The sequence below is a fragment of the Methanobacterium sp. genome (assembly GCF_016217785.1).
Classification (GTDB): Archaea; Methanobacteriota; Methanobacteria; order Methanobacteriales; family Methanobacteriaceae; genus Methanobacterium.
In genome coordinates this window covers 89382-112357 of sequence record NZ_JACRGA010000025.1, presented here as the reverse complement: position 1 = coordinate 112357, position 22976 = coordinate 89382, and the positions used below count along the sequence as shown (strand labels likewise).

The 22976-nt window shown below is 41.7% G+C and carries 21 protein-coding genes and 1 tRNA gene; 6 read left to right on the top strand and 16 right to left on the bottom strand.

Annotation, left to right across the window (positions count from 1 at the left end):
* Nucleotides 1-85 precede the first annotated feature (85 nt).
* From HY987_RS09880 to cfbD, 9 genes are all read right to left on the bottom strand, one after another.
* Nucleotides 86-157 (bottom strand) — tRNA-Arg (locus tag HY987_RS09880).
* Nucleotides 158-337: 180 nt separating this feature from the next.
* Complete coding sequence (locus HY987_RS09875) at nt 338-1474, bottom strand: hypothetical protein (RefSeq protein ID WP_292758079.1); 1137 nt, start codon at nt 1472-1474, stop codon at nt 338-340.
* A gap of 269 nt (nt 1475-1743) precedes the next feature.
* Entirely contained in the window at nt 1744-2211 is a 468-nt protein-coding gene (locus HY987_RS09870; RefSeq protein ID WP_292758077.1) for an HIT family protein, read from the bottom strand.
* Nucleotides 2212-2306: 95 nt separating this feature from the next.
* Nucleotides 2307-2915 (bottom strand): PAP2 family protein, encoded by a 609-nt coding sequence (locus HY987_RS09865; protein WP_292758075.1) that lies wholly within the window; start codon nt 2913-2915, stop codon nt 2307-2309.
* Between the two features lie 138 nt (nt 2916-3053).
* A complete protein-coding gene (locus HY987_RS09860) occupies nt 3054-3485 on the bottom strand; it encodes a hypothetical protein (RefSeq protein WP_292758073.1) in 432 nt (143 codons plus the stop codon).
* A gap of 207 nt (nt 3486-3692) precedes the next feature.
* A complete protein-coding gene (locus HY987_RS09855) occupies nt 3693-5063 on the bottom strand; it encodes an AIR synthase-related protein (RefSeq protein WP_292758070.1) in 1371 nt (456 codons plus the stop codon).
* 70 nt (nt 5064-5133) lie between these two features.
* Complete coding sequence (hisH, locus tag HY987_RS09850; protein WP_292758069.1) at nt 5134-5745, bottom strand: imidazole glycerol phosphate synthase subunit HisH; 612 nt, start codon at nt 5743-5745, stop codon at nt 5134-5136.
* 142 nt (nt 5746-5887) lie between these two features.
* Complete coding sequence (locus tag HY987_RS09845) at nt 5888-6895, bottom strand: sugar phosphate nucleotidyltransferase (protein WP_292758067.1); 1008 nt, start codon at nt 6893-6895, stop codon at nt 5888-5890.
* Between the two features lie 202 nt (nt 6896-7097).
* Nucleotides 7098-8174: a Ni-sirohydrochlorin a,c-diamide reductive cyclase catalytic subunit gene (gene cfbD, locus HY987_RS09840; protein ID WP_292758065.1), complete on the bottom strand. Its 1077-nt coding sequence runs from the start codon at nt 8172-8174 to the stop codon at nt 7098-7100.
* 263 nt (nt 8175-8437) lie between these two features.
* Here cfbD and HY987_RS09835 point away from each other — a divergent pair, with 263 nt between their 5' ends.
* The gene (locus HY987_RS09835; protein ID WP_292758063.1) at nt 8438-9178 is read left to right on the top strand and encodes a hypothetical protein; all 741 of its coding nucleotides are present in this window, start codon (nt 8438-8440) and stop codon (nt 9176-9178) included.
* A gap of 150 nt (nt 9179-9328) precedes the next feature.
* Nucleotides 9329-10114 (top strand): DNA/RNA nuclease SfsA, encoded by a 786-nt coding sequence (locus HY987_RS09830; RefSeq protein ID WP_292758061.1) that lies wholly within the window; start codon nt 9329-9331, stop codon nt 10112-10114.
* Nucleotides 10115-10130: 16 nt separating this feature from the next.
* Here HY987_RS09830 and HY987_RS09825 read toward each other — a convergent pair whose 3' ends face one another.
* The 5 genes from HY987_RS09825 to HY987_RS09805 all read right to left on the bottom strand — a co-directional run bounded on the left by HY987_RS09825 (nt 10131) and on the right by HY987_RS09805 (nt 16404).
* Entirely contained in the window at nt 10131-11144 is a 1014-nt protein-coding gene (locus tag HY987_RS09825) for a TrkA family potassium uptake protein (protein ID WP_292758059.1), read from the bottom strand.
* 55 nt (nt 11145-11199) lie between these two features.
* The gene (locus HY987_RS09820; protein WP_292758057.1) at nt 11200-11541 is read right to left on the bottom strand and encodes a hypothetical protein; all 342 of its coding nucleotides are present in this window, start codon (nt 11539-11541) and stop codon (nt 11200-11202) included.
* 328 nt (nt 11542-11869) lie between these two features.
* Entirely contained in the window at nt 11870-14233 is a 2364-nt protein-coding gene (locus HY987_RS09815) for a cation-transporting P-type ATPase (protein ID WP_292758462.1), read from the bottom strand.
* A gap of 47 nt (nt 14234-14280) precedes the next feature.
* Nucleotides 14281-14601 (bottom strand): cation-transporting P-type ATPase, encoded by a 321-nt coding sequence (locus HY987_RS09810; RefSeq protein WP_292758055.1) that lies wholly within the window; start codon nt 14599-14601, stop codon nt 14281-14283.
* Nucleotides 14602-14685: 84 nt separating this feature from the next.
* The gene (locus tag HY987_RS09805; protein ID WP_292758053.1) at nt 14686-16404 is read right to left on the bottom strand and encodes a serine hydrolase; all 1719 of its coding nucleotides are present in this window, start codon (nt 16402-16404) and stop codon (nt 14686-14688) included.
* Nucleotides 16405-16821: 417 nt separating this feature from the next.
* Here HY987_RS09805 and HY987_RS09800 point away from each other — a divergent pair, with 417 nt between their 5' ends.
* The 3 genes from HY987_RS09800 to HY987_RS09790 all read left to right on the top strand — a co-directional run bounded on the left by HY987_RS09800 (nt 16822) and on the right by HY987_RS09790 (nt 20495).
* The gene (locus HY987_RS09800; RefSeq protein WP_292758051.1) at nt 16822-17373 is read left to right on the top strand and encodes a LemA family protein; all 552 of its coding nucleotides are present in this window, start codon (nt 16822-16824) and stop codon (nt 17371-17373) included.
* 20 nt (nt 17374-17393) lie between these two features.
* Nucleotides 17394-19199, top strand: coding sequence for a DUF2207 domain-containing protein (locus HY987_RS09795; protein WP_292758049.1), 1806 nt, complete (start codon nt 17394-17396; stop codon nt 19197-19199).
* Nucleotides 19200-19364: 165 nt separating this feature from the next.
* Nucleotides 19365-20495: a DUF2207 domain-containing protein gene (locus HY987_RS09790; RefSeq protein WP_292758047.1), complete on the top strand. Its 1131-nt coding sequence runs from the start codon at nt 19365-19367 to the stop codon at nt 20493-20495.
* On the opposite strand, the gene HY987_RS09785 is transcribed toward HY987_RS09790, so the two are convergent.
* On the bottom strand, nt 20492-21679 hold the full coding sequence (locus HY987_RS09785; RefSeq protein ID WP_292758045.1) for a redox-regulated ATPase YchF: 1188 nt from the start codon (nt 21677-21679) through the stop codon (nt 20492-20494). The two genes, HY987_RS09790 and HY987_RS09785, sit on opposite strands and share 4 nt — an antisense overlap.
* A gap of 191 nt (nt 21680-21870) precedes the next feature.
* Between HY987_RS09785 and cbiE the strand changes: the two genes are divergently transcribed.
* Nucleotides 21871-22494, top strand: coding sequence for a precorrin-6y C5,15-methyltransferase (decarboxylating) subunit CbiE (gene cbiE, locus HY987_RS09780; protein WP_292758043.1), 624 nt, complete (start codon nt 21871-21873; stop codon nt 22492-22494).
* A 68-nt stretch (nt 22495-22562) separates the two neighbouring features.
* Here cbiE and HY987_RS09775 read toward each other — a convergent pair whose 3' ends face one another.
* Nucleotides 22563-22928 (bottom strand): cupin domain-containing protein, encoded by a 366-nt coding sequence (locus HY987_RS09775; protein ID WP_292758041.1) that lies wholly within the window; start codon nt 22926-22928, stop codon nt 22563-22565.
* Between the last annotated feature and the right edge of the window lie 48 nt (nt 22929-22976).

Here is a 22976-nt window from a genome sequence, read left to right as displayed (position 1 = left end):
TTAAAAGCATTAATTCAAGAGAAATTTTTCATTAAGAATTTCACTTGATTTGAAAGAATCAGAATAAATAGAAATAGTAAGGATATGCCCTGACCGGGACTTGAACCCGGGTTATAGGATCCGCAATCCTAAGTGATATCCACTACACTATCAGGGCCATAAAATAATAGTTTTTTCATACACACTTGAGCTTAGTGTTGTATACTCTTCATTGGATTTTTTCCTATTTAAGTTTTGATGCCCAGTTATGAGACACATTAATTTTTAGGATCATTTTTAGGGCGTAAATTGTCAAGTTATCAGTACTCATCGTCAAGAGCGGTACGTATCCTGGAATTTATATCATGAGAAATCCATCTGGAACCAGACTGGTGGCCAGCATCACCATATTAATCTCTTTATGCTCAGTCCAACTTGCAGATCGCTGGTTTTCACGATCTATCCAAAATTCTTCAATTTTCCCAGCCAGGGGCAAGTACTCCCTTAAAGCGTCTAATAGTGGTTGCAGGGAATCTTCGGGGTCAATGATATCTGAACTTTCTTTAGTCAAACTCAGAAGTTTTAGAGCCCCTCTGAGCCCAATTGAAAGACCCAGTTCACGGAAAGCCAGACGATATTCCGGGGGAAAATCCAGGGGACTGCCCTGTGAGTAGTAATCCAGACCAACCAGCACAGATTCCAGCACGGATTCTAAAATACCCGCCAGATCTGAACATCCCTTTGATATCAACTGTGCTATCCTAAAAGCATCAAATAGTAAGCCACCAATACCCAGTGGATCATCTGTGGTCCAGGATAGTCCCTGACAAATATCCTTCATGTCCTCTATTTCAGCCGTAAGATCTAGTGACCTGGATGAACCAAAACTTTTCAAAGCAGTGATATGCACATCATTATAAGTAATAAAACCGTCCAGGGGGTCATGTTGTCCCATGGAGGATACTAATGGATTTTTTAGATCAATGCTCATCTTCCAGTACATTCTCCTTTGCCTACCAGTGGAGGAGAAGTAGGTGAAACTTCCATGAGCAGTTTTTGCAAGTTCCACGGCCCAAAGTATAAATTTAGGGTCAGAAGTCACCTTTCCTGTCTGATTAAGGGCGTGAACCCATTTAGTAAGGTAATGATAGTACTGTCCATCTTGATCCCATTCCAGGCGTTCATTCAATGGTTCTCCGGGCAGACGTTCAGGTAGTGGTTTTCCAATGCGCAACCCTCCGCTGGTTGGATGTAATTCTCCATCATTTTCGTTCAGACCACTGATCCAGCCAGTCCGGGATGCGTCGCTACGATGCCTGCCCAGGGTGTGATGCACCTGACCCACCAAGTCTAAAGCGAGTTCCTTGTATTTTTCATCACAAGTCTGTTTGAACAGTTCCAGAAAGTTGCACACTGCGAATGCATCAGTCCACAGGTAACGTTGTGGATGAACAATAGGTGGTTTTAACCCCGTGCCGACGGTAAATTCCCCCATTATTTCTTGGGCCAATGCAATGTTGTTTTTTTTAATTCTCCTTCCCCCACTCTGTTATTTGATGTTCGAGATTTAGGTAGGATCCTTCCAGATGACTAATTATGTAGTCCATTGGTGATGAATATTTATTACACAAAATATTTTTACACAATCTTATTAGAAATTTAACTTAATTTTTGTAGTATAATTAAAAATCAGATATTATAAACCAGATCCAAATGATAGGCCAGATCAGAATTGATTTAGACCAGATCTAATGGTTAGTCTGATTAGAATTTTAGATTTTCCAAGATACGGGTTTTTATCCTATTTTTGAACTCTTTTGGGAGTGGGATAAGTGGATCCCGACAATGCATGGTACTTTTGCCAAAACAGGGATCATAAAATGTTTCACCATTAAATTTCACAGGATTCTGGTAACGGGGGATGAAATGCCAGTGCAGATGAGGACAGGGAGGATCTTCGAGGTAGGAAGAGTTCATCAAACACCCCCAATTGAACATTGTGGCATCAAAAGCCTTTTTAACGGATGATTCCAGTTTTTTAACTACATTAGATAGGTCAGCCCATTCTTCATCATTCAAACCGGAAAGCTCAGTTTCATCCCTTTTAAGGGCCACAACACAGGTTCCCAGATTCCGTTGGTCGGGGGCCAGAATAATGAGCCAGTGTTCAGTTTCAGCCAGCAAGTCACCGAATTTGTGATCTTTTAACTTTTCAAAATACTCGCATTCCATTGGAATCCATCCAGATAATTTGAATCTGAGAGATTGAATATGTAAGTTTAACCGGATTAATATCTCTTTTACCAATCCATGCCGGTCTTTTAATTTTAGATTAACAGGTAAATTTGTGCTGCTGTTAAAAGATAACCCAGGCCTGTTCCCACCATTAACTGTGCAGAGGTGTGTCTTTTAAGGTACAGTCTGCTCCAAAGTACCAGGGGTACCAGTAAACTGAATAAGAGTCCAGGCCATCCGAAAAGGTAGATGATTGCAGTTGCTGGTCCGGCGATGCCCATGGCATGTATGCTGATCTTCCAGTAAAGACTAATCATCAAAACAACGATGGTATTAGTAAGATAACAGATCATTAAAACCGTGGTCAGTAGAGGTGCTCCTAGGGTGTACAAGACCACAACACCAATAGTATATGATAAGATCACCAGTAACAGGGGATAAATCCTATCCTCCCTTTGTGGCATGTCCACTTCCAGATTTTTCTTTTTTATCCATAATGAACTGGTAATTATGGGTAAAATGCTCACAAAAAAGATACTAATTGTTGAAAACCACAACCAATCTCCTTCATAAAGTAGGGCGTAGTTAATAACCAGGAAAACAGGAATAGCGACCAGGGGCGGGTTACTAACTGTGGATATGAAATTGGCCAGGGGTTCTTTTAATGATTTGTTTTGATTAAAAAGATTAAAAAGGGGCATTAATGTCCTTCCAGTACCCTGTTTTCAGGGGAGTAACAAGTTTTTTAGGGGGTATACCCTCTTTAAAACTAATAACTAATAAAATCTTTCATGACAGTAGGGCAAGTCTTATGGAAAGTCTGGTTAGAATTCCTGGGTTCATCTTAAGTAAATGCGGAAGGTGTAGTTTCCGCAGTTGCGGGATGCTGTGGCAACATTATCTGCATTTTTCAATTCCATCTTCCCGGCCAGGATTTCCCCGCCCAGCTGGCTTTCTTCGGTTAAAAGATATTCTCTTCCAGCCAAGTTTTTATCCAGAAAATTAGATGCAATTTCCCCAGCACTATCCACACTGCCCTGGCTATTGTTACCGGATGTAAGAATGGTTGACATACGTTCTAGGACAGACAGGTCATTTCCTTCATGGTAGTTGACCATCAAATCCATGGTGTCATGGGCTTTCTGGGATGAATGGATCTGGATGGTAGATTCAGAGGATACAGTGAAGTTGCTAACCCCAAAAAGAATTATCATAACTGGTATCAGAGCTAATACCGCATCTAATGTATAAGCGAATCCCTTTTCATCCATGTGATTCACAACAATTTACTATTCACAACATTTAGCTGCTCATTTATCATCTTATTATCCAATTTTATCCAATTTATCAAATATTCTAAATTTATTTATTCTAAAATTCCCTTGCTTATTCCCTTGTCCTTTGCTTATCTCCTCGTTATTTTGTGAGTTAAGATTTTTTTATTAGAAAAAGGAAAAAATGGGGGGGGGAATGTTCTCTTATTTATCGTATTTTTCCTTTATCCTTGCCACCACTTCGTCTTTCTTGGCAATGGCTTCCAGTGCTGATCTTTCCACCTTATGCTTCATTTCCTCAAAGTCTTCAGGGTGCAGGTCGCCAACGATCTTTTTGACCTTGGTGTATGCTGCCTCACGGAAGAGGGGTTTAAGTTCTTCTTCACCGTGGTCAGTGATGAGACGAGGGATTCCTGTAGCATCCACTTCCCCTATTCTCCCAATTCGGACTCCAGCACTGGAAACTGCCTTTTCCACCTCACGTGCAACATCTTCGGGTGCTATGATCATGAGGGAATCCACAGAAACACCCAGATGGTCAATGTCCAGGCTTTCCAGCATCTCCAGCACCTTAGGGTTAACCAGTTGTCGGATTTCATCCTCCCAGAAGGCCAGTCCCAATCCTGTGGTTTGGGATATCTCATGAGCATCGCCCCGGAGTCCTCCGTTGGTAACATCAGTCATGGCATGAACTTTAGGAAGGAGCCCTGCCTTTAATATGGCCTCAGAGGCCTGTATGAAGCTGATATCCATGGTTTCCCACACCACATCGAAGAGGCCGTGGTAGAGTGCAGTGGTGGTTATGGTTCCTCCACCGGATCCTTCGGTTAAGAGGATAACGTCTCCGGCTTCAGCCCGTTTACGGGCGGTGGGAGGGTGAGGGGATATTCCCACCGTACCCACGGCGCTTACCAGCCGGTCTCCCAAGACCATATCTCCACCCACACGGAGGGTACTACCTGCTACCAGGGGAACTCCAGTGAGTTCTGACACGGCGCATACTCCTGCAGTGTAATCGAAGAGTTTAGCTACTTCTCCATCGTCTGCCAGATGAAGGTCGCTCAGGAGTGCCACTGGTTGGGAGCCCATGACACAAACATCCCGCATGGATGCTCGGGCCACATGGAAACCTCCTAGGAAAGGATATTCGCTTAGACGGGAGTGTATTCCATCAACGGCTGTGGTTATGTATACTTCATCTGCTCCGGCAGCTGCTTTAACCACCCCTCCGTCGTCCTGGGCTGTGGGGTTGATGAAGGCATTGGTGTGGCTGCTACGTACGATTTCTGCGATTTGACGATGAACGAAGAAGTCTCCTGCACCTCGGGAACCCACACCCATCTGGCCCATCCCAATTCCTGATTTGGGATATTTTATCAGTTTTTTAAGGGATTCATCAGGGTGGTCTTCGATTTGTAGGGTGTATTTGACTTCATCCAGGACTGCCTGTGCCATCTTACTGGCCTGTTCTGGTTTGATGTCTTTAAATTCCAGGATCTTCTCCTGGAGGCTTTTTTGTACAGATTCTTCGTCATGATCTACCAGGGCACGCCTGGCGAAACCTTCTATATCCACACTAACACCTTCTTTAGTATTACTAATATTTAAATTTTTCTTACTTAAGTATGTAAGATTTAAAAAATAATTATAAAACTTTTTTAAGGAAGTTTTTCAGTATTTCCAGACCAATTTCTCCGCTTTTTTCAGGGTGAAACTGAGTGGCGAATACATTGTCCTGGGCCACCACTGCTGGAACTTCCACACCATAATCCACTGTGGCCATCACCACATCCTCATTATCGGGACGTACATAGTAGGAGTGGACGAAGTACATGTAATCCCTACCTATTCCTTCAAGTAAAGGAGAATCACGCTGGATATTAAGGTTGTTCCATCCCATATGGGGTATTTTAAGTCCATGGTCTCGCAGGGTCTCTGGGAACCGCAATACTTTTCCCGAAAACACATCCAGTCCTTTAACTCCGGGACTTTCCTCACTCTCACTGAACAACACCTGTAAACCCAGACAAACGCCCAGAAATGGTTTATCCTCCTGGATGTGCTGGTGGATGATGTCCTCATATTTTTTGAGGTTTTCCATGGCAGTTCCAAAGGCACCCACACCCGGGAGGATCATCACATCTGCTTTTTTTAACTCTTCTTTATCCCGAGTTACCAGAACCTCGGCACCAACACGATGGAATCCATTGCGGATGCTTTTAAGGTTTCCACTGCCGTAATCAATAATAGTTATCATGATCTTTGGTAATTTTAACACATTTTGGTTTGAATTTTACTAATTCAATTTAATTGAATTAAAATTTTCATATGTATAATTTATCCCTTTTATTATAACTCTCTAATAAAAAAAGGAAATTAATCACCGCCAAGGAAATTAATCACCTAATGTCGTAATAGTCCTTGACTCGGACGGTGTCATCAGGGTGGGGTGTTGATATTTCGTGGAGAACTGTGTTTTCCATGGCTACAATGGTGTGATTTTCCAGAGGTTTAATACGGATGGTGTCGTTTTTGCCGAAGTACTCTTTACGGTCTTCGAATTCTATGTATCCTGCTCCACTGAGGATATACATAGTTTCATCCTTCTGAGGGTGGTGGTGGTATGAGGTCTGGTATCCTTCCCTGATAAATAACTCTTTGGTTAAGTACTTTTCAGTGTTTATCAGGATCTTTTCGTATCCCCATGGTTTATCTTCCCGGTTCTGGTACTCTTTACGGATTTCCTCCAGTTCCTTGGAGGTATCAATGGCCATCCAGAACAGGCCATCTTCCTGGTAGTAACCGAGCTGGTTGTTCTTGGCGTACATAGGGAAGACGGTCTTTTCAATATCTCCCACGTCAAAGTCACCAAAATCAATTTCTCCCTTGGAGAAGTAAACTCCTCCATTAATATAATAATCAAGAACGGGTTTTTCCTTAAAAGAGACTAAACGGTCGCCACTAATCTCCACTATGCCGTACGGGGAAACCATGCGGGTGATAAATAATGATAGAGGGTGGTCTGATTTTTCACCACTTTCAATCATCTTTTTAATATTTAAATCTGCGACAACATCTCCGTTACGTATAATACACTGTTTACCTTCACCAACAGCATCCATTCCCAGTTTTATGGCGTTAAGGGTTCCTAGGGGTTTGTCTTCTTCTACGTATTCTATTTTCACACCCATGTAATCGTCACCGAATCTTTCCCGTATTTTATCACTTAAAAATCCGGTTAAGAGGAAAACCTGGTTAACACCTGCATTTTTAAAGTCAAAAAGCTGTTTATCCAGAATGGTGTAATCATCCTTAATTTCAATGAGGGGTTTGGGCACTCTTTCAGTGAGGGGCCTTAATCGCTTTCCAAATCCTCCGCAGAGTATCATACCTACTGTACTGGTCATAGTCATCACCACTATTTTTTATGTTTAACTCAAACTGTTTATCTATTTAATCAAATTCATCCTGTAATATTAAGATTCTTAATCACTATCTCATCATAAATCCCTTTATATTATTGGCTATATTATTAAGCCAGTTATATATAAAATTCACCAACAGGGTAGGAAACCATAAAAGTAAACCTTAGAGGGAACTGGTTATTCATTATTTCTCAGCAATTATTCCCCTTAAAACAGTTCCAAAATCAGATTCAACTATTTTATCAGTTCCCAGTGTTTTCGCATGGGCATCCAGCTCAGTAACCACCCATGTGTACCCTAAATTTTTCAATGGCTCCACCAGGCGGGGGCCATCGGTAATGGCAATTGATTGAACATCTAATTTTTCAATGGGCAGGGCATGGGGTACTCCAGCCACCACTATCAGGTCAAAGTTTTCTTTTTGTAGATATTCCACTGCTTTCTCTCCGGTCATGGGATATTCATCCAGTCCTCCGGTTATAATATCCACCTCTAATCCAGTTTCACCCAGTTCCTCCTGGATGTTCCGGGCATGTTGCCGGATACGGGGAAGACCAGTATCCAGGTCCAGGTTGGCAATGACCACTGGTTTATTTTCAGGGTACATTTCCCCAAAAGGTATCTTTAAGAGGTCAGCAAAAAGGTAAGAGGTCTCTTTCTTGGCATTGAGAACAAATACAATTTTATCTCCATTTTCAAAGGCTTCCAAAAGCGCACTGGCCACTTCTTCCTTATCATCGCCGTAGGATGGGGCGATGTATTTGCCCTGGGCCATTCCCCTGGTTTTTTCAATTTCTGTGGCCTTTTTGAGCATCCTGCTTTGCCTTTCAGCTTCTTCGGGGGGAATTACTCCTTCAAGCTGGGCAGCTTCTAATACAGCGATGGCTCCTTCGGTGTTATCACCTTCACTCAAACCACCATGTGATTCCACAGTCAGAACCTTGGCAGGAATTCCAGCATTGTTAACTGCTTCGCGCATGTCTTCACCGATGATCATACTGGCACAGGTTCCCACCACTCCTACCAGTTGGGGATGGAATAGTTCGTCTGCTTCACGAAGTGTTTCCTCCAGTTTGGCGGAGGCACCGAATATGAAGTCATTTTCAGACATGGCAGTGGTTACCACCCGCACTCCATCATTTTCCAGAAGACGACCAGTGCGGAAGCAGCAACCATGGGGTCCATGTAGGATGATAACATCGGCGTTTAAATCTCGGAGAGTGTAAAGGGATGCGGCAATGGGGCTGGGTCGGGGATGCAATGTATTTCACCTCTAATTTTTTTGTGTTATGGGGATTAAAATCATTGATGTAAATGAACTCATTAAACTTTGTAAGTTAACATTAACATTTAACTAATGCCATTAAATATAAGTTAAATCTGTTGGGCATGATATTCTAGTAAGATAATAAAATTTTTGATAATCTGAAATTGTAATTAAATAATTAATCTGATTATATTATATCTGTATATTTGATAATGATAAATTGCTAATTACAATAATATTCTTGAGGGGGCGATAATATGGCCAGAGAGCAATGGTTTTTGATCATTTTAATAATAATTATAACGGGCCTGGGAACAGCCACCAGTTTAAATGGGTTTTCTTATAATTACAATGGCTCTACTACTAATAATTCTACTCAAATAGGGGCTAACAACACTCTGACCACGGTCAAATTTCTGGGTGAACGTGACTATGGATTCGTGGTCCGTTACGGTCCTTACGGTAACACTAACTCCCCAGTTAAGGTGGCCTATGTAATGGGAGTTCACCCTATGGAAGTCCAGGCACACCAGGCGATGATGACTGCTATAACTGGGGACCGCTCCTTAAAACACTGTTATTACATTTATCAGATTACTGTAACCAAAAACAGGGATGATTACAATCAGGGAAGGATCAATGGCCAGGAACTGTCCCTGGACTATGCTGTGCCTGATATTAAGGCAAGTAAGTATGATATGGTGGTGGATGTGCATTCAACCAAGGGAGATTACCCTGAAACCAGATTCATCTCAGTTCCAGCCCAGGACAGCCGTTCATTAGCACTAGCACATCTTATTGTAAGCAAAATACCCTGGTTGGTATTTTACATCCCACCATTTGATGGTGGCCCTACCAGCGGGCCTTATGTAACCATACCAATTATACAGTCAGGAACTCCGGCCATGGTCTATGAGACGTACACTTACGCTTCTTTCAATGAAACACTGGAACACGCCACGGAATTTGCCCGGGTGGTTGATGGAATATCACTATAAAAAAAGGGATTTAAAACAGTATTTGAAATTGATTCACTTTATTGATTAAGTATCCTGTTATATTGGGTTAAGACCCAATTATTGACTTTAGATCACTTAAACTCAAATTTTAATAAAATTTATCTTCGGTTATTTGTTCGTGGAGATCAAATGAAAATCTCAAATTTAATGGAAGGAATATTCAAAGAAAGGCCAAATAGGTTCACCGTAACATTTGAAACATCTTCAGGTATTGAGAAAGCCCATTTAAGAGATCCTGGCAGACTCAAGGAATTACTGCTTCCTGAAGCCCGTTTACTCCTCCGACCTGCTCAAAATCCAGATAATCGCAAGACTAAATATGATGTCATTGCTGTCTGGAGTGAAGGAATCTGGGTGCTCATCAATTCTGGTTTTCACAGTAACCTGGCAGCTGAACTAATTGAATCAGGAAGTGTACCTGAATTATCAGATTACACAATAAAAAAAAGAGAATACACCTTTGGAAAGAGCCGTATTGATTTTCTTTTAACTAACATGGATAAAAGATTAAATAACCTGGATAAAAGAGGAAAAGAAGAGTCTCAAAAGGAGGGTAAAAAAAATTCGCTGGAAAACAGTAATAAAATGCTCCTGGAAGTGAAAGGATGTACCCTGGTTGAAGAAGGCCATGCCCGATTCCCTGATGCACCCACTATCCGGGGAAAAAGACACCTGGAAGAGCTTATTAAAGCAAAAAATGAGGGAATGAATTCTGCAGTTCTTTTTTTGATCCCCAGGGATGATGCTAAAGTTTTTTCACCCAACTGGGAGATGGACCCTGATTTTTCCAAGACACTGCAACAGGCAGAACATGAAAATGTCATGATAATTGCCTATTCTTTCACCCTCACTTATCAGAAAAAAGAATTGGAATTAAAACCATTAAAAAAGATAAAAGTAAGAGTTAAACCTTAATTTAACTCCAATTTAATCAGGTTACCTTAGTGTTCTCCAGTTTTTCGAATTCTTCGACCTTGCCAATACCCAGAACCACATCTCCGGTTTCCAGGGTGTAATCACGTGGGGGGTCAATGGTGAGATCTCCGTTACGGCCCACTCCCACCACTACCACTCCAGTTCTCTCGTGGATATCTGCTTCCAAAAGGCTTAAACCGTTGAACTGGCTTTCAGGACTGATTTTAACTTCCCTCATTTCTCGGCTGGTGTGTTCTGCCAGGACATCTTGGACGAACATAGCTTCGTAGCCATCATCGATGCTTTTGTACATGAGACGTCCTGATATTACGAATGGTGAGATTACCTGGTTGGCTCCGGCTAGTTTTATCTGTTCGATGTTCTCGTAGCGTTGGGCCTCAGCCACCACCCTCACCTTCTGGTCTATTTTGCGAATTCCCAGGATAGAGTGGATTGTTCTGGAGTCAGAGTCCATATCCACAATAACTGCCTGAGCCCCTTTGACATTGGCCTTCTCCAAATCTTTAATACGGGTGGGATCACCATGGACGAAGTTAGCCCCATTTTTAAGGGCGTTTTTTTGTACCTGTTCATTTTCATCAAGAACGAAAATTTCTGCTGTTTTCCCTATTTCCTTAATACACTCCACTGTGCTTTCGGTCCATCCGCATATAACCACGTGTTTTGATCTTTCCACATTTATCAGCCCCATAAGTTTCATCTGTTGTCTTTTGAAGATTAGGTTTACCAGGGACTCTATTGCCAGGGCAAAGGTTCCGATACCCAATATGATCAGACTAATGGCGAAAAACATTCCCAGGGTAGTTTTTGGGCTATAATCCCCATATCCAACGGTTCCTATGGTCACAAAGGTCCAGTAAAATGACACGGTCCAGGGTTGGCCTTCAATGAAATGAAAACCAATGGTTCCATAGGCTATTATGCAGAGAACCAGGATTAAAATCCAGGTTAATCTCTGTTTAGCCACCACGGGCAGGCTTTTCCTGAGTACCCTTAAAAGTACAAACATTTGGCCTCCAATCTCTCCCTATAATGTTCCAATTTTTAATCAGGGGGCAATTCCCTCATCGAAGGAAGAGATACCAAATCACTAATCCTATTATTCCCAGGACGACTACGATTATAACAACGATCATCCACCAGGGAAATCCTCCACTGGAATCATCAGTATCGTTAACATCAGTTGTATCATCATCCCCATCTTTTACTTTAGTTTTACTGGAAGAGCTGGAACTACTACTTTTACTACCTCCGCTGCTTCCTTTCATTAAGGGTGTAAGGCTGGCTACATTTGATGTGCTTATCTGAGAATCAGATTCTCCAACAGCATTTTCATTCGCCCAAACGGTCGAAAATGACATAAAAACAAAAACTAATGTTGATAAAAGAATAATTTGCCATTTCATTTCTATTCCTCCTCTTTTAATAATTATCATATTATGGAAATATATGGTTATAATTCGTTTTTTTATTTCTATCTAATATGATTTATCATGAAGTATTCTCATCAAGTATTCTCATCAAGTATTCTCATCAAGTATTCGCATCATGAAGTATTCTCGGAAACAGGCTACCTTATGTAAAAACCGGGATTGTCAGAGATTTTAAGATCTTTATAATTTTTTTAGTTTTTTTAGATTAGGGCTATTTTCGCTTTTAAGGTTATTTTTACTTATTTTTAGGGATATTTTAATTTTTTTTAATCCTTTGATTGGATGAGTACTTCTATTAACTTTAGAGACTTCTCCTAACCATGTACTTACGAATTTCATCTGCCAGGAACATTATGGGCACAAAGGTAAGTAAGTAAAGCCATTCGATTAGTCCGAGGGCAGTGGTGCCGAATATGCCCTGTAATGGGGGAATGTAAATAATACTCAGCATTACAGCCACTGAGAATGCAATCCCCCTTATAATCCACCTGTTTTTGAAGATTCCCACAGTCAGTACCGAGGTTCTGTTTGTCTGGCAGCCCAGGAGGTTTCCCATCTGTGCCAGGACAATCCCGGCAAAGACCATGCTGGTGGCCTTCAAGTAAATCGGATCTGTGAATGAGAGTTGCTGGCCCCAAGTCCAGCCACCACTAGTTAGGGCCCAAAAGAATCCTGACATCACTAGGGCAGCTTCGATTATACCTAGAAAGACGTAACCTCGGAATATAACTCCAAAATTTAAGAGACGTTCTTTACGGGGGCGGGGGGGTCTGTCCATGACATCCGACTCGGCAGGACCAACTCCCAGCGCCAGAGCGGGGACAGTATCTGTTCCCAGGTCAATTGCCAGGATTTGCATAACTGTAATTGGTAGGGGGATCCTGAAAAGAACCATCATAACAAAGGGCACGATTTCAGCGGTTTCGTGGGAGAAGATGTAGGTGATGAACTTACGAATATTTTCATAGATAGTACGGCCTTCTTTAATGGCTTCTACAATGGTGGCGAAGTTATCATCGGTGAGTATCATGTCTGCGGCTTCCTTGGCAACATCAGTGCCGGTGATGCCCATGGCCACTCCTATGTCTGCTTTACGAAGGGCTGGAGCGTCGTTAACACCGTCTCCTGTCATGGCTACAATTTCATCCATGCTTTCCAGGATACTGGCGATGCGCATTTTATGCTCAGGCACCGCCCTTGCAAAAATAACATTACACTCTCCCATTAGAACTTCTTCCACTTCCTCATCACTCATCTGGTTAAGTTCCTTGCCTTTAACAATGCGGCAATCTTCACTTACTATCCCTACTTCCTTGGCTATGGCTTGGGCAGTTAAACCATAGTCACCGGTAATCATAATAATACGGATACCAGCTTTATGGCAGTCATCAACAGCAGGCTTCACTTCTGGGCGTGGGGGGTCCTGCATGGCCATCATACCCAGAAATACCAGATTTCGCTCCACGTTTTCGGTCTGATAGTTATTGAAATCAGGTGGCAAGTCACGATAGGCCATGGCCAATATACGCAGCCCTGAAGCAGCCAGTTTGTCGTGTATTTTAACCACTTTTTCTTTCTCTTCATCAGTGAATGGTCTTACAACACCGTCATCAGATATCATGGGAGAAAGGGTGATGATTTTTTTTGGAGCACCTTTAACGTAAGCCACCTGCCCCTGATTATGATGGTGGATGCTGGTCATGGATTTTCGCTGGGAGTCAAAAGGAAGCTCTAATATTCGTGGATTCTTTTTTATCTCTTCTTCCCAGTTGAAACCATTTTTCCGGGCAGCTACCAGAAGGGAAGCTTCAGTGGGGTCACCAATTATCTTCCATTTGTCTCCAAGTCTTTCACCTTCCCTGAGTTTGGAATCATTACAGAAGGTCGCTGATCTCATGAGGAGCTTGAGTTCCCGGATTTCCCGATGATCGATTGGTGCACCCTTGTACAGGAATTCCCCATCTGGAGAGTAACCTGCACCGGTAACATCAATGGTTTCGAAGGGGAGCCATATCTTACGCACAGTCATCTCATTTTTGGTTATAGTACCGGTCTTGTCAGTGCAGATGATGTTGGTGGATCCCAGGGTTTCCACACTGGACAAACGTTTTATAAGGGCATTTTTCCGGACCATCTTCTGCACCGAGGCAGCAAGAGCCAGTGTAACAGTGGGTAACAGCCCTTCAGGAACATTAGCAACGGTCAGTCCAATAGCAAAGATGAAAGCCACCTGGAGTGGGAGCTTAACCACCCAGAGGTTCACGGCGAAGAGGGTAACTCCCAGTAATATGGCAATAACCGCTATGATACGGGTTACCCTTGCCAATTCCTTTTGTAAGGGACTGGGCTCCTGGCTAACTTCCTGGGTTAGACTGGCTATCTGGTTGAACTCGGTATCTCGGCCAGTGGCGAAGACCACTGCCTTTCCAGAGCCAGAAGCTACACTGGTCCCTGCAAATACAAGGTTACCCATCTCTACAAATGCCCGATCACCTTCTACAACTTCATGTGCGAATTTGCGAACAGGTTTGGATTCACCAGTAAGGGTGGAACTATCCACCTTCATCTGACTGGTCTCCACCAGACGGGCATCTGAGGAGATGTTATCACCCTCCTCCAGCACCAAAAGATCACCAGGAACCAGTTTGGTGGATAATATCTCCATTTTCTCCTGGTTGCGAATTACCTTGGCCTTGGATGGAAGTATTTTTTTCAGGGCCTCCAGTGCCTGTTCGGCCTTGTACTCCTGCCAGAAACTGAAAATAGCGTTGATAATGATAACTGCGATAATGGCAAGCCTAACTGGGGTGTACCACTTAAAAAAGCAAGTATACTGGCTGCCCAAAGTAATAAAGCCAGAAGCTGGTAAAGGTTAGCCAAAAACTTAAAAATAACAGGTTTTTTCTTAACTTCCTCAATCTGATTGGCCCCATATTTTTCAAGCCGCTCTTGGGCATCTTCAGTTGTCAATCCACTCTTAGAAGAGTTTAATTCTCCATAAACCCCTTCTGGAGGGAGTTCGTTGATCTTCATGTTTACACTTGAAACTTACCTCTCTCTGTCTGGTGAGCAGTTTCATATAATCGCAAGATCAAAACTTGGATTAGATACCTCAACTTAAACCCGGTTAAATGTGCCGTTTGCCCCGTATTGTTCCCATTTTTTAACAACCACTTGTTGAGGGACATCAGCTACAAAATCACTGAAAGTTACCTCGGTTTGAAGGTCACTTTCATTGAATGTATTACCACTGTAATGGTTGAGGGTTATGGGATTGGGATTGTTCCCAGGGTATAGTAAAAGGCTGGTTTCATTTTTTTTCTCTATTTTAATGTTTCCCCAGTAGTCTGAAGCGTAATTTCCCACGTAATTTTCAATAGGATATGGTAAGGGGATTGAATTTAAAATTTGGGGAAGCTGTTCATAGTGGGGGTTGGTGAAGGCAGCATCCTCATTAAAGGCAGAATCATCAGAAATAAACTGTGTACTAGTTCCAGCAGGTAATGCGCCGGTTTTATAAATTTTATGTAACATTTCACTCAGTAATTGTCCGAATCTTATTCCTCTGGTTCCTTCATTGGCAACCACCATTATGCCCAGATCATCGGTGAGGAAGAGATCAGTGTAACTGCAGGAATACACCGTGGATCCACTGTGCATGATTTCATAAGAATCAGATCCCACTTCCACACCCCAGCCCAATCCATACCCCAGGGTGTAACCAGTCTGCTGGTCAATTACGATATGAATGTTACGGGTTTCACCTAAAGACTGGGATGATACCACTTGTTGTCCATTGAACTGACCATTATCCATTTGGAAACGAATCCAGTTCCCCAAATCCTTGATAGAAGCACTTATACTGGTGGCGGGGCCCATGGCATCGAGATTATAAGGTTCCATATAGTTAACCTGTCCATTTTCATCTATTTCATGGTTACTGGCATGGTTAGGATTATTGAGGAATTCCTGGAGGGTGGTGGTACTGGAATTCATCTGAAGTGGTTGGAATATCTTTTGCTTTATAAGGTCATCCCAGGTCATCCCAGCGGCCTGGGAAGCAGAATAACCAGCTAATGCATAAAGGATATTTTGATAAGCGTACTGTGTTCTGAATTCACTTTCCGGTGGTAAATATCGTAAACGGTAGAGGGTTTCGTTAAAATCATACCAGAATTCCATTACATGGTAACTGCCTGCCTGTTGGGGCAGTCCACTGCGGTGGGAGAGCAGGTCAACCATGTTAATTTCTTCAGAGACCTGAGAGTTGTTAAGCAGGAATTTATCAGGATCACTGTAGTAGTGGCGTGCCAGATCTTCCCAGGTTATCAGGCCCTCATCCACCAGGGCAGCCATGGCTGCTGAAGTGAAAGCTTTGGAAGCGGATCCTATCTCAAATAGGGTGTCCTGATCTACAGGATCATTTTCACCCACTTTTTTAACCCCCAGGGTCTTCATATAAACGATTTTGTCCTGATAAACCACAACCACCGCTGCTCCCGGGATAAGACTATTTTCAAACAGATTTTCCACATAGGGATCGAATAAAGCAATGACCTTACTAATATCTGGAGAATAAATTGGGGAGATTTGTTCTTCAAGTCCATTTTGAGTATTAGTACTATGTAAAATGGTTGAAGAGTAGGCATTCACATTAAAAATAAGAGAATTAGTGGTATTTATACTATTATTAGGGAATGACTCTGGGTTGAAAGGTGTTTGAATGGTATCTGGAGTATTATCGTCAGATATAATTGGATTAGGGGGTAATATCACGATTACCACCGCCACCAAAACCGCGGCAATCATCATCACACCAGTTCCAAGGTTTTTCAACTCGATCCCCCCTATTACAAGAATTTTGGATAGTATACCAACCAAAATCTATTGAAGTCCATTTATTGATTCATGCTTGTTTATTATATGGCCACTTACATTACTGATTATTTTTTTCTTTGAAGGTGATATTATATTTAACGTAAGTGGCAGGAATTAGATTGTTATTATCTTCATCATCAAGTTTAAAGGGGTTAATAACTGATTTACCTTATTTATGGATTTAAAGTAAACATTAAGTTTAATCCTTTAATATTTCCATAAATCATTTAAAATTGCCTAAAAATGGTATATTTCAGATTTATAATGGGTTGGATTCTTCCCTAAACTTGAAACCGTGATTTAGCTAAATTATATTAATGATAATTGTACAGGAATTAATAAGAACATGTTAAATTTATGACCGGTGATGGAAAAATGATAATCGAACTAATAATACTAATTATACTGATTCTGGTGGGGGTACTGTTTGTATATCTTTACAACAGTCTGGTTCAGCTCAGAAATAGAGTTAAAAATGCCTGGTCCCAGATTGATGTTCAGTTGAACCGTCGTGCAGACCTCATACCTAACCTGGTGGAAACTGTAAAAGGATATGCTAAACACGAAAAAACAGTTTTTCAAAATGTAACCGAGGCAAGAGCAGGGTTAATGAATGCTGAAACAGTTCAAGAAACTGCAGAAGCAAACAATATATTAACTGACACTCTGAAGAGTCTTTTTGCGGTGGCAGAGAACTATCCTGAACTGAAGGCCAATGAAAACTTTCTGGAGCTACAAAGCCAGTTAGAGGAAACTGAGAATAAAATAGCCTATTCCAGACAGTTTTACAACGACACAGTGCTGATGTACAACAACAAATGCCAGATGGTCCCCAGTAACATCATAGCATCCCTCTTTAAATTTCAGGAAGCAGAGTTCTTCGAAATGGAAGAAATCAAAAGAGAAGTCCCAAAAGTTGAGTTCTAATTCCTTAAGGAGGATTACAAGTGGATAAAAAGAATCATATCATTTTAATAGCTACATTATCCATTATTCTACTTTTATGTACGGGATATGCCTTTGCTGAAGACAGGAGTTATTCCATACCCTCCCTTGATATGGATCTTTTCCTGCAGAATGATGGTTCCATCCATGTTAAAGAAACCATCCATTACTCTTTTTCAGGAACCTACAATGGAGTTTACCGGGACTTGCCCTTAAAAAATGGCCAAATTCTTCAGAACGTGAAGGTTTCCACCCAGGGAGCTTATTCCAGTCAGGAAATAATCGACCAGGGCACCAATCAGCGGATCAAAATATATTTATACTCCGATGCAGCAAAAACCACATCCATTTCCAGTAAAGATGTGGATGTCACCCTTGAATATGACCTGTTGCATGTGCTACGGTTTTACAATGACATAGCTGAATTACAGTATAAACTGGTGGGTGAAGGATGGGAAGTACCCATTGACCAGCTCAATGCAAAAATTCATGTTCCATCCAGTGATGGTGTGAAATACTGGCTGAATCCACCGTATTATGCTAAAAATTCTAGCTGGCAGGGTAACACCCTGGAGGTAACCAGTGGAAATATTCCTTCTGGTGATTACTTCGAAGTTAGGATGGTCCTGCCCAAAAGTCAATTCTCAGCTAACCCCACCAACGGAACCATCATAAATCAGGATGCCTTAAGTCAGATAGAACAGATACAGAACGATTACCAGAATCAACTAAACTTTAAAAGCACATTATATTCCATTTTAGCAATTTTGATGATTCTGGCCATTTTTGTCCCGGTAATTATTTACTTCCGTTATGGGAGGGAGCCAAAAATAGATTATCAGGCAGAATACGAGCGGGATATTCCCACTGATGATCCACCCGCCCTGGTAAATGCCATCTGTGGTCCCGGGTTCTCCAAGAAAATAGGGGAGCCCGACATGGATGGGTTTAAAGCCACCATAATGGACTTAATCGACAGGAAATACCTTTTAATGGAGAAAGAACCACCATCCAAAGAAGGGTATGGAATCGATGATTCTATGTTCCTTAAAGTAAACCCTGGAAAGGATAAATCATCCCTCAAAGGATTTGAACTGGACATCTTAAACTTCCTGAAGGAGTTCGAAGAAGATGGCCTGATATCCTTGGACCAGATCTCCACAGATTTATCGGATCGCGAAACTGCAAAGGCTTTCCGTGACACCTACAACAACTGGAAAGATGATCTAAAAGATAAATTCCTCAGCGATGATCAGCTTAATAAAATCTTCATTAAGAAGGGAGACACCTACTTGAAGATTTTCGGGGTGGCGGGAATCATAGTGGCCGCTATCGTGTTCTTCATAACCATTACTGACTCTTTACCGGCTGCGGGTTACGCACTGCTGGCATCTATAGTCCTGGGAGTGGTATCGATCATTTCCCTCATCCTACCTCAGAAGATCGCAGGCCAGTGGACCACTTATGGTGAAGAGTACGATGCCAAATGGCATAATTTCAAAAAATACATCCAGGATTTCAGTCTGATAAAGGAATATCCTCCTGAGTCAGTTACCATCTGGAACAAGTACCTGGTGTACGCCACAGCACTGGGAGCAGCTGATGCAGTTCGAAAAGCAATGGAGCTGTACGTGCCCAGTGACCAGCTGGAAGGCAGTGATATATACATGTTCCATTATTACGGAGGATATGCTCTTTTATCTTCATCCCTGGATACTGGTATCAGCTCTGCTTCAGCAGGGTCTGATTTTGGAGGAGTGGGTGATATTGGTGGAGGAGATATTGGTGGTGGAGGGGGTGCTTTTTAATCAAAACACCCCTATCTATTATTTTTTACTGTAAGCTGGATCATGAAAATAATATTTTGTATAGTGTTTTCCTTGGTATTTAAGATTCTTAAAGATTAATACGAAAATAAAGTATGTAATTAAATCTGATTAAATGGTTACAATGTTAATCGTTTGAGTGATAATATGGATTTAAAGGAGAATATAAACCAGATACTTCTAATTTTAATATTTTTAATCGTTGCGGTTTCCTATAATTTTATATACTTATTCCAGTACATGTCGTATGGTGGTTATCTTCTCCCTTATGACTTCAATACATATTTATATTTAATATTAGCAGTTTTGATGGTGGCAGGGTCATTTATCCCCCTTGTTATTTACTTATTTTATGGCAGGGAACCTGAAATTGACTATAATACAATGTATGAGTATGATCTGCCAACAGATGACCCTCCTGCAATTGTAAATGCGATTTGTGGTAGTAGTGGTTACAAAAAAATAGGAATACCAGATATAGATGGTTTTAATGCCACAATAATGGACTTAATCGACAGGAATTATCTCATTTTAAAGGATGTTCAATTTGACGGTGATGATTTAAATTCACATGGTTCTGTATTTTTAGAAATTAATACAGATAAGGATGTTTCTTCTCTTTGGGAATTTGAAAGGGTGATTTTAGATTTTTTAATAGAATACGAGCAGGATGGCATTATTTCCATGGATTTAATATCTGAAAGCATGTCCTACATTGAAAGCGCAGAGTTTTTCAGGGAAACCTATGAAAAATGGGCCTATGAAGTTAAACAAACTTTAATAAATGATGGGAACTTAAAAAAGGCATTTTTAAGAAAAGGGGATAAATATATCAAGATTTTTGGTATTTTGGGGTTAGCTGTGGCCTTAATAGCCCAGGTTTTCATACGAGTTAATCCCTTAGCCGCAGTGTATTACATGGGGGTGTCATCCATTATTCTGGGAGCTTCTTCAGCAATATCCATTGTGATGCCAGAAAAGATTGCAGGAAGATGGACTGAGTATGGTAGAGAATATTATGCACACTGGGATAGTTTTAAAACATATGTTGAAGATTTTAGTCTGATAAAAGAGTATCCTCCAAATTCAGTTAACCTCTGGAATAGATATTTAGTTTACGCCACTGCACTAGGTGTGGCTCATGGAGTTAAAAAAGCCATGGAATTTTCACTTCCCAAGGACATTCTCAGAGAAAATGATATCTACATGTTCCAGTACGATAACACTCCCACATCTGTACTTACAAATGCAATCAACAGTGCATTAGAACCAGATTAACGACATATAATACTAATTATATCCCCATCATCCAGTTCATGGTCACTGGACACCCTGCGGCAGCTCCGGGCATCAATGGCGTGCATGAAACCCTCTCCAATATCAGTGTGAATGAGAAATGCCATATCCTTTGGTTTGGACCCACGGGGTATGAGTAATGCATCGGGAAGCACGTTACCCTTCTGGTCAGAGAGTTTGTGCTCGTCTTCCACAGGGTAAACCACGATCATGTTCAACAAGTTGAAGATGGCCTGGTTCAAGGCTTTCTGGACTCCAGTACCCCCGTACTTTTGGAGAACATTTTCCCGTATATACTCCAGGGCATTTATCTGCTGGGGGCTCAGTTTGTCTTCCTGAAGGATTTCAAAGTCAGATTCACCAGAAACATATTTAATGAGCCCTGCTTCCGCGGCCCTGGCTAATGCCAGCTCAGCTTCGGCAGAAGCAGGCACCACATTATCATATTTTTCCCTAAGTCTCTGGATGTTCTCCTCTGCATTGGGTAGATCTGCCTTGTTAGCAACGATTAACATGGGTTTGGCAATCTTCAGGAGATTATCCAGAAGGTCTATGATATCTTCGTCTTCCCAGTCCTTGTATTCCTTGGTAACAGTTCTTTTAGCTTCCAGCACATCTTCCACCATGATGCCAGCTCCACTGAGTTGTTCTGCTATTACCTTGGTAATGTCCAGTTTCTCAGAGAGTGCCTTGCGTACCAGTCTGTTCCAGTTTTTATTCAAGATTCCAAATAGCCACATGGTTATTTCGTGCTGCAGGAAATCCACATCCTCTAATGGGTCATGTGAACCTGCTTCGCAGGGCCTTCCCTCTTCATCAGTGGATCCCGAGGCGTCAATGACGTGAATGAATACCCGGGCCTGGCGCAGATCATCCAGGAACTTGTTACCCAGCCCCCGGCCTTCATGGGCTCCGGGAACCAGCCCCGCAACATCTAACAACTCCACTGGGATCAGTCGCTGACCATTTAGGCACTGGGAGTTTCGAGGATTGCATTTCACCTCTAATTCACGGCAGGGGCAGGGTTTAACCACATGGGCCACTGCTTTGTTGATGTTGATGGTGGTGAAGGGATAACCCGCCACTTCAACTTCGGATAAGGTTGCTGCGTTGAAAAAAGATGATTTGCCCACGTTGGGCTTTCCGGTAACTGCAATTTGGAGCATAATAAATCACTACTAGTCTTTTTACTTCCCAGGTTATTAAAGATTTTAGGGAAATCAAATAATGTGAATATAAAATCTATTTAGATAATGGAAAATTAAAGATTAATCAAACATTAAAATTAATCATATTATCAAATAATACATATTATCAAAAATATACAGTTCATATCAAGAAACAGGAGCAATTGCACATGTCAAAACTTTACCTGGTGGGAACCGGACCTGGATCCAGTGATTATTTAACTACAGCCTCCATAAAAGTCGTTGAATCTGTGGATGTGCTGGTGGGGAGTCAGAGGGCTCTGGATTTGTTCCCTGGATTCGTGGGGGAAACTCTGGTGCTCCGGGCACGGAACATGGATGAAATGATGAAAAAATCAGTTTCACTGGTGGATGAAGGTAAAAATGTGGCCATTCTCTCCACAGGCGACCCTGGATTTTCCGGGGTCTTAAAACCAATACTGAATCTGCGGAATGACCTGGAACTGGAAGTAATTCCTGGTATCAGCTCCCTGCAACTTGCCGCTGCCAGACTCCAGCTACCATGGGACCAGGTTAACCTGCTCACTCTCCATGGGAAAGGAAATTCTGAGGTAATACTGGATTTTCTGGATAACGGGAAGCCCACCATTGTTTTACCCGACTTCAGGGTGGAGAAACTGGCACAGTTCCTCCTGGAAAATGGAACCCCTCCGGAAAGAAAAGTGGCAGTATGTGAAAAACTCAGCTACCCTGATGAAAGACTGTTTAAGGGACGATTGGAAGAAATTGCTGCTATGGAGTTCAGTTACCTGTGTGTGATGGTCATTTACTAATTTAGTTATGTTAAAAGATTTTTAATCACTACAAATCACTACCAGATTTAATCATTACAAGATTAATTTTAATCACACAGTTCTTCGTCTTCTTCCTGCCAGGGTGGTGTTACCACACATAAAAACTTTAAATATTCATCACCAGTGTTTTCGATCCATTGGGATGATTCTGGGGGGATGTAGATTGCATCACCGAGTTTAACTTCCCTGGATTCATTGTCGATGTGCATTCTACCTTCACCTTCTATTATGTAGTAAATTTCCACCGAGCTCTTTAATTTATGAGGTAAAGATGCCCTACCTGGTTCGATGATGGCATGGGCCACACTACAACCCATTTTGAGATTTTCATTTTTAGGATGAAGGAGTTCACAGAGAACAGTTTCATCAGCTACCTGAAAGTATTCGCAGTTTTTAATGGATTTTATCAACATTTAAATCACCCAATTAATTAGATAGGGGAAGGCTTTAATTAGATATGT

Coding starts and splice junctions, on each gene's coding strand:
- HY987_RS09875 (WP_292758079.1), bottom strand. CDS start 1,474: ATGGGGGAATTTACCGTCGGCACGGGGTTAAAACCACCTATTGTTCAT.
- HY987_RS09870 (WP_292758077.1), bottom strand. CDS start 2,211: ATGGAATGCGAGTATTTTGAAAAGTTAAAAGATCACAAATTCGGTGAC.
- HY987_RS09865 (WP_292758075.1), bottom strand. CDS start 2,915: ATGCCCCTTTTTAATCTTTTTAATCAAAACAAATCATTAAAAGAACCC.
- HY987_RS09860 (WP_292758073.1), bottom strand. CDS start 3,485: ATGGATGAAAAGGGATTCGCTTATACATTAGATGCGGTATTAGCTCTG.
- hisH (WP_292758069.1), bottom strand. CDS start 5,745: ATGATAACTATTATTGATTACGGCAGTGGAAACCTTAAAAGCATCCGC.
- HY987_RS09845 (WP_292758067.1), bottom strand. CDS start 6,895: ATGACCAGTACAGTAGGTATGATACTCTGCGGAGGATTTGGAAAGCGA.
- HY987_RS09835 (WP_292758063.1), top strand. CDS start 8,438: ATGGCCAGAGAGCAATGGTTTTTGATCATTTTAATAATAATTATAACG.
- HY987_RS09830 (WP_292758061.1), top strand. CDS start 9,329: ATGAAAATCTCAAATTTAATGGAAGGAATATTCAAAGAAAGGCCAAAT.
- HY987_RS09825 (WP_292758059.1), bottom strand. CDS start 11,144: ATGTTTGTACTTTTAAGGGTACTCAGGAAAAGCCTGCCCGTGGTGGCT.
- HY987_RS09820 (WP_292758057.1), bottom strand. CDS start 11,541: ATGAAATGGCAAATTATTCTTTTATCAACATTAGTTTTTGTTTTTATG.
- HY987_RS09815 (WP_292758462.1), bottom strand. CDS start 14,233: ATGGAGATATTATCCACCAAACTGGTTCCTGGTGATCTTTTGGTGCTG.
- HY987_RS09810 (WP_292758055.1), bottom strand. CDS start 14,601: ATGAAGATCAACGAACTCCCTCCAGAAGGGGTTTATGGAGAATTAAAC.
- HY987_RS09800 (WP_292758051.1), top strand. CDS start 16,822: ATGATAATCGAACTAATAATACTAATTATACTGATTCTGGTGGGGGTA.
- HY987_RS09790 (WP_292758047.1), top strand. CDS start 19,365: ATGGATTTAAAGGAGAATATAAACCAGATACTTCTAATTTTAATATTT.
- HY987_RS09785 (WP_292758045.1), bottom strand. CDS start 21,679: ATGCTCCAAATTGCAGTTACCGGAAAGCCCAACGTGGGCAAATCATCT.
- cbiE (WP_292758043.1), top strand. CDS start 21,871: ATGTCAAAACTTTACCTGGTGGGAACCGGACCTGGATCCAGTGATTAT.
- HY987_RS09775 (WP_292758041.1), bottom strand. CDS start 22,928: ATGTTGATAAAATCCATTAAAAACTGCGAATACTTTCAGGTAGCTGAT.